Below are 11174 nucleotides of genomic sequence, written 5' to 3'. Positions count from 1 at the left end.
CCATGGGGATCCAGGACGACGCCGCCGAGATCCGCGCCGGCGGCTGGCGGACGCTCGCCGCACTGCACGGGCTGATCGACTCGGCGCTGGAGAAGGCGCTGCAGGCGGAGCACCGGCTGTCGGTGGTCGAGTACACGGTGCTGGAGGCGCTGTCGCGGCAGGACGGCTGGCACATGCGGATGCAGCAGCTGGCCCGCGCGGCGGCGCTGAGCAGCAGCGCGACCACCCGGCTGGTGAGCCGGCTGGAGGACCGCGGGCTGCTCAGCCGCTACCTCTGCGCGGACGACCGGCGCGGCATCTACACCGAGCTGACCCCGCAGGGGCGCGAACTGCTCGCGGCGGCCCGCCCGTTGCACGACGCGACCCTGGAGGCGACGCTCACCGAGGCCGCCGACCTCCCCGAACTGGCGCCGCTGGTCCGGGCCCTGCACGACCTGGAGCTGATCCCGGCGGCCCAGGCCAAGGCCTGACGCCCCGGCCGGGCCTCACCGGTGCGCGGCGAGCGCGTTCCGGTGGACCCGGTCGAGGAGGGCGAGCAGCAGTTCCTTGCTGGACGCGCGCTCCCGGACGTCGCAGAGCAGCACGGGCACGTCCGGGTCGAGGTCCAGCGCGCGGCGGACGTCCTCGGGGGCGCACTCACGGCGCCCGTAGAAGCAGTTGACGCCGACGGCGAAGGGGATGCCGCGCTGCTCGAAGAAGTCGACGGCGGCGAAGCTGGACTCCAGCCGCCGGGTGTCGGCCAGCACGATGGCGCCGAGCGCGCCGAGCGCCAGGTCGTCCCACATGAACCAGAAGCGGAACTGGCCCGGCGTGCCGAACAGGTAGAGCACCAGGTCCTCGCGGACGGTGATCCGCCCGAAGTCCATCGCGACGGTGGTCGTCGCCTTGTCCTGGACGCCGTCGAGGCTGTCGATCCCGATGCTGGCGCGGGTCATCCGCTCCTCGGTCTGCAGCGGTTCGATCTCGCTGACCGAGCCGACCATGGTGGTCTTGCCGACGCCGAAGCCGCCGGCGACGAGGATCTTGACCGCGCCCGGCACCAGGCTCTGGGTCGTCACGTCGGATCTCCTGGAAGGGGAACGGGGGAGAGGTGGGAGGCGGGGCGGACGAGCGGCCGGAGCGGCGGACCACCGGTCAGAGCCGGCGGACGCCCTCGATCACGGCCTGGATCAACGCGATGTCCGGTGCCTCGGCGAGCTCGACGGGCGCCCGGGTGAGGATCATCCGGGCCTCCGCGAGGTCGTCCAGCAGCACCTTGACCACGCTCACCGGGAGGTCCAGGACGGCCGCGATCTCGGCGACCGCGAGCGGCCGCTCACGGCAGAGGTCCAGGATCGCGGCCGGTTCGGGCGTCATCCGGCTGGTGTCCGCGAGGGGGTCCGCGGTGACCACCAGGGTGATCAGCGCGAAGCCCTCACGGACCGGACCGGTGCGCCCGTTGGTGATGGCGTAGGGGCGGACCAGGTGGCCGGCCTCCTTGTCGAAGAACCAGGCCTCGGCGGCGTCGACGGTCACGCACCGCCACCCGCATCCGGTTGGCCTGCGTCGCTGCGCGGCGCTGCGGTGAGGTACTGGCCGACCTGCTTGACCAGCATGTTGATCTCGTAGGCCATCAGTCCGGCGTCGACCGCCTCGCTGGTGAGCACGGCGAGCCGGGCGCCCTGGCCCGCGGTGGTGACGAAGAGGAACAGCTGGTCCATCTCGATCACGGTCTGCCGCACCCGCCCACCGCCGAACCGCTGGCCGGCGCCGCGGGCGAGGCTCTGCAGGCCGGACGCGATGGCCGACAGGTGCTCGGCGTCGGCCCGGTCGAGTCCCTGGGAGAGCCCGACCAGCAGACCGTCCTCGGACAGGACGATGGCGTGCCGGGTCTCCGGGACCCGGGCCACCAGCTGGTCCAGCAGCCAGTTGAGGTCGCGCTCGGTCTCGGTGTGCTGCGTCATCACTGCTGTTCCTTAGCTGGGGGAGGCACGTCCGGGTGTGGGGTGGCGGCACGGGCGGTGCGGGTGCCGTGCTGGATGGCGGCCATGGTGGCCCGCGAACGCTGCGGCGAGGGGTCGTCGGCGGGCCGGGCGGAGGGGCCGGGCGGCCCGCCGTGGGGCGGGGGCGGCCCGTACGGGGCGGTGAGGGGCGCGTGGGCCTCGCGCAGCTGTTCGGCGAGGCTGGCGTTGCGGACCCGCCGGGGCAGGACGCGCGGTGTGCGCAGCTCGCCCTCGGGCCCGTACTCCGCGCGGACCTCCTCGGGGCGCTGGTGCGTGGGCGCCGCGGACACGGCCGGCGGCCCGTCGCCGCCTTCCCGCGTCTCGGAACCGGAGCCGTACGCGTCGGTGCCGTACACGTCGGAGCCGAACGCCTCGGAGCCGAACACGTCCGCGCCGGGCCCGCCCGTCGGGTCCTGGTACGGCTGGGGCCGGCTGGGCCGGGGCACGACCACCGCGCCCGGCAGCCCGGGGATCGAGGAGCCCACCGGCAGGCCGCCGTTGACCGTCGGATCGCCCGGGGCCGGCGGGGCACCGCCCCCGGGGTAGTGGGCGAGCAGCTCGCCGATCACCACACCCCCGTCGCCGACCGGTGCGCCGTCCGGCACGCCGCCCGTGGCGGCATCCGCCTCGAACTCCGCCTCGGCATCCGCTCCGGCCCCCGGACCGTGCCCGGCCACCGGCCCGTGGCCCAGCAATCCGTCGAGGACCCCGGCGAGCGCCCCCGACAGGTCCTGGCCGTTCCCGCCGACACCGGCACCGACCCCGCCACCGGCACCGACCCCGCCATCAGCACCGACCCCGCCACCGACGCCGAGGCCGTCGCCGAAACCGAAGCCGATCCCGCCACCCGCGCTGACGTCCGCGCCCGCGCCGGTGTCCGCACCCGCCTCGCCACCGGCGTCCGCGCCGACATCCGCGCCCGGGAGCGCCCCCGCGGCCGGCCGCAGGTCGGGCGCCGGGGACCGGGTGACCCGGGCCCCCGCCGGCAGACCGGTGACGGCGGACGGCGCCTCGGCCTGGTGCAGCAGCGCCGACGGCACCAGCACCACGGCCCGGGTCCCGCCGTAGGGGGACGGCCGCAGGGTGACCTGCACGTCGTGCCGGGCGGCCAGCCGGGCGACCACGAAGAGCCCGAGCCGCAGGTCGTCGCCGAGCGCGGAGACGTCCAGCTCGGGCGGGTTGGCCAGGTAGTCGTTGAGCCGCTGGTACTCCTCCTCGACCATGCCGAGACCGCGGTCCTCGACCTCCACCACCAGGCCCTTCGGCACCTCCTGCGCCGAGACCTGCACCTGGGTGTAGGGCGGGGAGAAGGTGGTGCCGTTCTCGATCAGCTCGGCGACGAGGTGGATCACGTCGGCGACCGCCTGGCCGCTGAGCGAGGTGCGCGGCACGCCCTGGACCACGACCCGGGAGTAGTTCTCGGTCTCGGACACGGCGCTGCGCAGCACGTTGACCATGGGCACGGCGTTGCGCCAGCGCCGGGCGGGCAGCGCACCGCCGAGGATGACCAGGTTCTCCGCGTTGCGCCGCATCCGGGTGGCCAGGTGGTCGACGGCGAACAGCTCGCGCAGCAGCTCCGGTTCCTCGTGCTCGCGCTCCAGCGCGTCCAGCATGCTGATCTGACGATGGATCAGGATCTGCGTGCGGCGCGCGATGTTGAGGAAGACCTTCTTCGTCCCCTCGCGCCCCTGGGCCTGGTGGACGATGGCGGCGACGGCGGCCTGCCGGACGGTGGCGAGGCCGTCGGCGGCCTGCTGGAGCTCGTCGCCGGCCCGCCGGGACGGGGGCCGGGCGGGCGGCGTCGGGACGGACTCGCCGGCCCGCAGGCGGCCGACGACCTGCGGGATCTCGTGCTGGGCGAGCGCCAGGGCGTCGGTGTGCAACGCGGTGATCCGGGCCGGCAGGGTGCGGGCGACGCGCAGTCCGCGTGCCAGGCTGCCGAGCAGGACGGCGCCGACGACCGCGCTGCCGGCCAGCAGGGCGGTGCGCTCTCCGGCGTCGCGCAGCAGGTAGACGGCGTAGCCCCAGGCCGCGGCGAGGCCGAGGCAGGGGATCAGCACGAGGGCGAGGAGCGAGCTGCGTAGGGAGCCGGACCGGCCGGCGCGGTGGCCCGTCCGGGGGGCCGATATGCCTGGCATCTGATTCCTTGTAGCAGGGCCGAACGGCGGGTGTCCGTGTGCGGTCCGACCGGGACCGCTGGGCGCCACGGCCGGAGGTGCCCGGAGGGTTGCCGGATGTGGTGACCCGTGGGGTCACCGTCCGGACACAAGCAGCACGGCCGCCGACTGCAGGCACGCTACCAGCCCCGGGTGCCTTTCGGGCAACATCAACTGACCATATGTGAACGGTTGATGACAGCGCGTCGGATCGCTTGACGATCCTTTGGCCGGGTATTCGCACTGGTCAGCGAAGCTCCGGGGGAGCGGTGGGCGGCTTTCCGGCGGCCGGGGTGCGGTCGCCGGAAAGCCGTCAGGGACAGGTCAAGGCGGGGTAGGGTGGACGGCCGTGCCGACCGCGCCGGCGGTTCCCGCTCTGCCCGCCGCGCCCGCCGTGCCCGCCGTTCCGGCCCGCGCGGTCACCCCGCCAGCGGCATCCGCAGCACCGCCGCCGCACCGGGCTGGACCTCCGCCTCCGCGCGCGCCTCGCGCTCGGCCGCCTCGCTCCACGCCCAGCCGGCCAGGTCCGCCAGTTCGGCCGACCACTGCTTGCCGTAGGTGCCCGAGGCCACCTGGCCGAGCCGCAGCCGCTGGATGTCCGAGGTGCCGGCCGGCGGGTAGGTGTGGGTGGCGTCGCGCAGGTAGCGCTCGATGTGGAACTCCGCCTGCAGCCCGCGGGCGGCGTGGATCTCCATCGCGTTGCGCGCCGAGTCCAGCGCGTACTCGGTGTTGATCAGCTTGGCGTTCATCAGTTCGGCGTCGCAGGCCTTGCCGTGGTCGAGCAGGTGCGAGGCGTGGTACGCGGCCAGCTTGGCGGTCATCAGCCGCGACTGCATCTCGCCCAGCTTCAGTGCGATGTTGGGCAGTTGGGCCAGCGGTTTGCCGTAGAGCACGCGCGTCTCGGCGAACCGCACGGTGTCCTCGACGATCGCCACGTGGATGCCGAGGGCGACCGCCGCCAGGTTCAGCCGCCCGTACAGCGTCGAGGAGGAGTAGGCCACGTCCAGCCCCTGTCCCTCCCGGCCGACCCGGTTGGTGGCCGGGATCCGGCAGTCCTCGAAGACGAGCTCGCCGAAGCTGAAGCCGTGCAGCCCGCTCTGCGAGCCGAGCGCCCCGGTGCGGAACCCGGGCCGGTCGCTCTCCACCAGGAACGCGGAGAGCCCCCGGCTGCCCTGGCCGGTGCGCAGCACCACGCCGTGCACGTCGCCGATGTGCGAGTTCCCCACGAACCACTTGCGGCCGTTGAGCACGTACTCGTCGCCCTCGCGCCGGGCGGTGCCGCTCATGCCGAGCACATGGCCGCCGGACTCCGGTTCGGTGACGGCGATGGTGGGCAGCGCCGCCCCGGAGGCGAACCTCGGCAGCCAGTACCGGCGTTGGGCGTCGTCGCCGAAGTGGATGACCTTGGCGACGCCGAGCTGCGAGGCCTGCGCCATCGCCCCCATGGCGCCGCTGACCCGTGACAGCTCCTCCACGATGACGGTCTTGGCGAGATGCCCCAGACCGAGCCCGCCGAACTCCCGCGGGATGGTGACTCCGATCCAGCCCCGGCGGGAGATCTCCCGCGCGAGTGCGAACTCGACCTGGCGCTCGGCCTCCATTCTGGCCACCTGCGGGCGCACTTCCTTCTCCGCGAACTCGCGCACCTCCGCACGGAGGCTCTCGTGTCGTTCGTCGGTGAAGTAGTCCATCGCCATGCCCCGGTCCTCTCGGGTTCTGTTCGTTCGGTGGATGTGCCTCCGTCCGTGCAGCCGATCCGCGTCGGCCGCCGAGGGCGTGGGGGATGTGACGGTGGCGGCCGGATGCCCCGGTGCAGCCGGTGCAGCCGGTGCGTGCGGAAGTGCCGGCGGTGGCCCACGCTGCCCCTGGGGACCGCCGATTTTCGGCAGGGCTCATTGTCATATGCGCACCCGAAGCCCTCTACGGAGGATCTTGGATTGGCGCGATCAGGTCGTTCGGGGGCGGTGGAGGATTAAAACTCCGGACGGCGGGGATACATGCTCCCCCCGTTGCCCGGGGCGGATGAATCCGGCGGTTCCGCTTCCGGTTCCCTCCTCGTTCCCGGGCCGAGGCCCACCCGTCTTCTCCTTGTCCGACACGCGGCTTTGACGGAGCATCAGCAAGTGGGACGGCGCGGGCCGAGAGCGCCGAAGCCGCCGGATGTCTGATTACATGTGCGCCATGACTGATGTGATGAGCACTCAAGGCCAGTTCCCGGGTGCCGCCGGGGAGTCGGATCGGACCCGCAGGCTCCGCAGCCTGGGTCTCGACGAACCCACCGCGGACGAGGCCTTCGACCGCTTCGCCCACCTGGCCGCCAGCATCACCCGCGCCCCCATCGCGATGGTCAACTTCATCAACGACGAGCGCCAGATGTTCCGGGGGCTCTACATTCCGCCAACCTCCCGCGACATTCCGGCCGACGAAGGCTCCTCCTGGGCCGACCGCGGCATCGCCTTCGACCTTCCGACCCGGCAGATGCCGCTGAGTCACGGCTTCTGCCCCCACGTCGTCGCCCAGCGCTCCCCCCTCGCCCTGGACGACATCCTCGCCTACCCCCGGTTCGCCGGGAACCCGGTCGTCGACGAACTGGGCGTGCGCGCCTACCTCGGCGCCCCGCTCGTCGACGACACCAACACCGTCATCGGCACCGTCTGCGTCCTCGACCGCGAACCCCGCCAGTGGGGCCGCGAGCGCCTGCGCGACATCCAGCACCTCGCCGAGGCCCTGCTCTCCGAGATCCGGCTGCGCGACAACCTGCTCGCCCAGCAGCAGGAGATGTTCGCCGCCTTCGACGGCTCGCCCTTCCCGATCATGCTCACCGACGGCGCCGGCCAGGAGATCCGCTACGCCAACGCCCAGCACGCCGATGTCTTCGGCGCCCCGGCGGCGTACGGCAACATCGGCCAGGCCTACCCCCAGCTCGGCGCCGCCGGCCTCCAGCAGGCGGTCTCCGAGGCCTACCGCACCGGCCGCGCCACCGTCCTCAACGACGTGCGCATCCAGGCCCTGCGCCCCGACGCCCAGCGCGGCCAGCAGGTCTTCAGCTTCACCTGCAGCCCGCTGCGCGCCGTGCGCACCGGTCAGGTCAGCGGCGTGCTGACGGTCGGCATGGACGTCACGGCGCAGTCCCGCACCGAGGAGGAACTCGGCACCCTGGCCGCGCTCCTGGTCGACCGCCTCCAGCAGAGCGGCACCGCCCCCGTCAACCGCCCGGGCGGCGCCGCGGGCGAGACCGGGCTCATCCTGCCGGCCTGAACGGCGAAGGCCCGGATCCTCCCGTCCGCGGCCGCACCGTCGAGTACCGTCCCGCACCTTCCCGCACCACCAGGGCACCACGCCGGCCGTCCGCCCGGCTTCGCCGCGTCCGCCGCGGCGGGGCGCCTCTCACCCCCGAGGAGAGGCCCCCCGCCACGGTGCCGTCCCGATGAACGCCGGGCGGTCGCACGCCGTCCGGATGAACGGCCGTCCGGGTGAACCGCCCTGCGGCCGCGCGTCGTCCGGGTGAACCGCCGACCGGGTGAACCGCCGCCCGCCCGCCCCGCCGCGTGCCCCCGCGCGGCGGCCGCCGGGTGGTAGGCATGGGCCGCATGCAGTGGTTCGCCGCCCCCGAGTACTGGCTCAGCAGACTGCTCGTGCAACGGATGCTGGCCGCCCTCTACCTCACCGGCTTCCTGGCCGCCGCGCTCCAGTTCCGCGCCCTCATCGGCAGCCGCGGCATGCTCCCCGTCCCCCGCTTCACCGCCCGGATCCCGTTCCGGCACGCGCCCGGTCTCTTCCACCTCCACTACAGCGACCGCTTCTTCGCCGCCGTCGCCTGGAGCGGCGCCGCCCTCTCCGCCGCCCTCGTCGCCGGCCTCGGCGACCTCGTCCCGCTGTGGACCTCGATGCTCTGCTGGGCGGCGCTGTGGGCCCTCTACCTCTCGATCGTCAACGTCGGCCAGACCTGGTACTCGTTCGGCTGGGAGTCCCTGCTGCTGGAGGCGGGCTTCCTGGCCGTCTTCCTCGGCAACGCCGACACCGCCCCGCCCGCCCCCGTGCTGTGGCTGCTGCGCTGGCTGGTCTTCCGGGTCGAGTTCGGCGCCGGGCTGATCAAACTGCGCGGCGACAGCTGCTGGCGCGACCTCACGTGCCTGCGCTTCCATCACGAGACCCAGCCCATGCCCGGACCGCTCAGCTGGTTCTTCCACCACCTGCCCGACCCGCTGCACCGCGTCGAGGCGGCGGCCAACCACGTCACCCAACTCGTCGTCCCCGTCGGCCTGCTCCTTCCGCAGCCGGTCGCCACCTACGCCGCCTGCGTCGTCGTCGCCACCCAGCTGTGGCTGGTCGCCTCCGGTAACTTCGCCTGGCTCAACTGGCTCACCATCACGCTCGCCCTCGCCGCCGTCGACCCCGCCCGCCTTGGCCTGCCCGTCCACCCGCGCGCGTACGGCGGCGCGCCCGTCTGGTTCGAGGCCCTCGCGCTCGCCCTCGCCGCCGCCGTCCTCGTCCTCAGCTACTGGCCGGTCCGCAACATGGTCTCCCGCCGTCAGGTGATGAACCGCTCCTTCAACCGCCTCCACCTGGTCAACACCTACGGCGCGTTCGGCAGCGTCAACCGGATCCGGCAGGAGGTCGTCGTCGAGGGCACCGACGACCCGGTGGTGACCCGGCACACCGTGTGGAAGGAGTACGGCTTCAAGGGCAAGCCCGGCGACGTCCGCCGCGTCCCGCGCCAGTACGCCCCCTACCACCTGCGGCTCGACTGGCTGATGTGGTTCGCCGGCATCTCGCCCGGCTACGCCCGGCCGTGGTTCCTGCCGTTCGCCGTCCGCCTGCTGGTCAACGACCCGGACACGCTGCGGCTGCTGCGCCACAACCCCTTTCCGGACGCTCCGCCGACCCACGTCCGGGCGACCCTCCACCTCTACCGGTTCACCGATTGGCGCGAACTGCGGCAGACCGGCGCGTGGTGGCACCGCACGGCGCTCCACGAGTACCTCGCGCCGGTCGACCTCGCCGCGCTCGCCCGGGCCGGCCACCGCCCGCCGTCCGCGCGGTAGGCGGACGGCGGGCGCGCCGGGCCCCGACGGGGGCCGGGCGGGGGCCGGGCGGGGGGCGGACTCCGGGGCACGGGCGACCACCCGACCGGCCCTCCCGGGTGGCGTCCGGCCGGGCGGTATGGCACGCCACACCCGCCCGAGGGGCGGTGGGTGCGTGCATGGCTCGAACGGGCACCCGTATTCTTGGCCTCCGACCGGTAGCCCGACCGCGCGCCCCCCGGCCCCTCGCTCCGAGGCCCACCGCGCACCCGGACCGCCGCCCCCTCGCCGCCCGTCCACGCCCCCGCCGCAGCCGCCCAGAACCGGACCTCACATGACAGTGCTTCACTCCCGCAACGCCGACGCGGCCGACGCAGCCGGCTCCGCAGACGCAGACGTCAAGGACACCACGGACACGAAGGCCGCCACGGACACCGCCGACACCATGGACACGACGGACAGCACGGACACGACCGACACGACCGACACCGCGGGCGTCGAGGCCGGTGCGGCCACGGCCGGCACCGACCCGCGCGAGGACCTCGGCCGCTACGCCGAGCTGGGCGCGTTCACGCTCACCGCCGAGGCGCACCCCTGGTACGCGGCCGTCGACACCGTCGCCACTCCCGAGGACGCCCGCGCCGCGTCCACCGTCCTCGCCGAACTGCGCGGCCACGACCTCCAGCAGGTCTGGGACGACGTCACCGCGCTCGCCGCCGACGTCAAGCTCGACGCGCCGGACACCGTCGGCAAGACCGCGGTGCTCGTCGAGATGCTGCAGCTCGTCCGCCGCACCTCGGCCGTCCTCCTCCCCGCCGCGTACGACACCGACCTCGAATCGCTGGTCGCCGCCACCGCGGACCGGACCTGGCGGCGCGAGCGCGGCGTCAAGCTCTCCTGGCTGCGTGGCCGCTCGCTGCGCAAGCAGGCCGCCGCCCTCGCCGCCACCGGGACCGGCCGCCCCCGGACGCAGGACCTGCACGAGGCGCTGGCCTCCGCCGAGGTCGAGCGCCGCGCCTGGGCCGCCCTGGCCCCCGTCGGCACCCTGCCCACCGCGCCGTCGGACGCCGCCCTGGCCGACCGTACGGCGCAGACCTTCGAGGCCATCGGCACCGGCGTGCGCGAGCTCGCCCGGCTGCTGCCCGGCCAGGACCTCGACGCGCTGTCCTTCCCGGACCTCGTCGACCTGGTCGACCGCCTCGCCGCCGACGAGGGCACCCTCTACCGCCTGCCCACCATCCGCGGCCTGCGCACCGGCCTGGAGGAGGCCGGCCTCGCCGACCTGCTCACCGAACTCGCCGCCACCCGCGCCGACCGCCGCGCCGCCGAGGCCGCCTACGCCGCCCGCCAGGCCCTGGCGGGCGGCCAGCGCGACGGCCTGACGCCGGAGGCGGAGGAGGCGGCCACCGCCGAGGACACCGAAGCGGCCGCCGTCGAGGCTACGGCCGAGGTTACGGCCGAGGTTACGGCCGAGGTTACGGCCGAGGCCGCGGCCGAGCCCGAGGCGGCGGACGCGGAGGCGACGGCAGAGGAGGCGGCGGAGGCTCCGGTCGACGAGCAGCCGCTCACCGTCACCCTCCCCGCCCCCTCCCCGGCCGCCGACGACCTGGTCGGCGTCACCACCGCCCCGCCGGCCCAGCCCTCCGCCCCCGACGCCGAGACCATCGACCCCGCCACCCCCGACACCGAGCCGGTTGCGGAGACCGTGGTGGAGGAGGCGTCCGAGCCGGAGGCCGTTGCGGTGGCTCCGGTCGAGGAGGCCGCTGTCGAGGCTGAGGCGGTCACCGAGGCCCCGGCCGAGCCGGTGTCCGAGCCTGCGGCGGACGTCGCGGCCGAGACCGTGGCTGAGCCGGTGGCCGAGGTGTCGGTCGAGGCCGAGCCGGTTGCGGAGACCGTGGTCGAGGTGGCCGAGCCGGTCGTGGAGACGCCGGTTGAGGTTGAGGCGGTCACCGAGGTTGTCGAGGAAGCGCCGGTTGAGGCTGAGTCGGCCGTTGAGGCTGCGGCCGACGAGG

At 74.2% G+C, this 11174-nt stretch carries 8 protein-coding genes and 1 pseudogene; 4 read left to right on the top strand and 5 right to left on the bottom strand.

Annotated elements, in window-relative coordinates:
• The first annotated feature begins 2 nt into the window (after positions 1-2).
• Positions 3-470 carry a MarR family winged helix-turn-helix transcriptional regulator gene (locus ABT093_RS06730; protein WP_350561096.1) on the top strand — a complete coding sequence of 156 codons (468 nt, stop codon included), beginning with the start codon at positions 3-5 and terminating at the stop codon, positions 468-470.
• A gap of 15 nt (positions 471-485) precedes the next feature.
• Here ABT093_RS06730 and ABT093_RS06725 read toward each other — a convergent pair whose 3' ends face one another.
• From ABT093_RS06725 to ABT093_RS06705, 5 genes are all read right to left on the bottom strand, one after another.
• Positions 486-1058: a GTP-binding protein gene (locus ABT093_RS06725; protein WP_350561094.1), complete on the bottom strand. Its 573-nt coding sequence runs from the start codon at positions 1056-1058 to the stop codon at positions 486-488.
• Positions 1059-1134: 76 nt separating this feature from the next.
• Positions 1135-1515: a DUF742 domain-containing protein gene (locus tag ABT093_RS06720; RefSeq protein WP_350561092.1), complete on the bottom strand. Its 381-nt coding sequence runs from the start codon at positions 1513-1515 to the stop codon at positions 1135-1137.
• Positions 1512-1943 carry a roadblock/LC7 domain-containing protein gene (locus tag ABT093_RS06715; RefSeq protein WP_350561090.1) on the bottom strand — a complete coding sequence of 144 codons (432 nt, stop codon included), beginning with the start codon at positions 1941-1943 and terminating at the stop codon, positions 1512-1514. The genes ABT093_RS06720 and ABT093_RS06715 overlap by 4 nt, the downstream gene beginning before the upstream one ends.
• On the bottom strand, positions 1943-4120 hold the full coding sequence (locus ABT093_RS06710; RefSeq protein WP_350561088.1) for a sensor histidine kinase: 2178 nt from the start codon (positions 4118-4120) through the stop codon (positions 1943-1945). The genes ABT093_RS06715 and ABT093_RS06710 overlap by 1 nt, the downstream gene beginning before the upstream one ends.
• 437 nt (positions 4121-4557) lie before the next feature.
• Complete coding sequence (locus tag ABT093_RS06705; RefSeq protein WP_350561164.1) at positions 4558-5829, bottom strand: acyl-CoA dehydrogenase family protein; 1272 nt, start codon at positions 5827-5829, stop codon at positions 4558-4560.
• Between the two features lie 502 nt (positions 5830-6331).
• On the opposite strand from ABT093_RS06705, the gene ABT093_RS06700 reads away from it, so the two are divergent.
• From ABT093_RS06700 to ABT093_RS06690, 3 genes and pseudogenes are all read left to right on the top strand, one after another.
• Complete coding sequence (locus ABT093_RS06700; protein ID WP_350561086.1) at positions 6332-7396, top strand: GAF domain-containing protein; 1065 nt, start codon at positions 6332-6334, stop codon at positions 7394-7396.
• A gap of 332 nt (positions 7397-7728) precedes the next feature.
• Positions 7729-9183, top strand: a complete 1455-nt coding sequence (locus tag ABT093_RS06695; protein ID WP_350561162.1) for a lipase maturation factor family protein — start codon at positions 7729-7731, stop codon at positions 9181-9183.
• Between the two features lie 313 nt (positions 9184-9496).
• Positions 9497-11174: pseudogene (locus tag ABT093_RS06690) on the top strand (hypothetical protein); the annotation flags it as partial.

The sequence above is a fragment of the Kitasatospora sp. NPDC002551 genome, from assembly GCF_040296005.1.
Lineage (GTDB): Bacteria > Actinomycetota > Actinomycetes > Streptomycetales > Streptomycetaceae > Kitasatospora.
The sequence above is the reverse complement of the archived record's forward strand: the minus strand, read 5'-3'. Positions and strand labels throughout refer to the sequence as shown.

Bases quoted from the DNA above. Each gene is read 5' to 3' on its own strand.
- ABT093_RS06700 (WP_350561086.1), top strand. From the start codon at position 6,332: ATGAGCACTCAAGGCCAGTTCCCGGGTGCCGCCGGGGAGTCGGATCGG.
- ABT093_RS06730 (WP_350561096.1), top strand. From the start codon at position 3: ATGGGGATCCAGGACGACGCCGCCGAGATCCGCGCCGGCGGCTGGCGG.
- ABT093_RS06705 (WP_350561164.1), bottom strand. From the start codon at position 5,829: ATGGACTACTTCACCGACGAACGACACGAGAGCCTCCGTGCGGAGGTG.
- ABT093_RS06695 (WP_350561162.1), top strand. From the start codon at position 7,729: ATGCAGTGGTTCGCCGCCCCCGAGTACTGGCTCAGCAGACTGCTCGTG.
- ABT093_RS06710 (WP_350561088.1), bottom strand. From the start codon at position 4,120: ATGCCAGGCATATCGGCCCCCCGGACGGGCCACCGCGCCGGCCGGTCC.
- ABT093_RS06715 (WP_350561090.1), bottom strand. From the start codon at position 1,943: ATGACGCAGCACACCGAGACCGAGCGCGACCTCAACTGGCTGCTGGAC.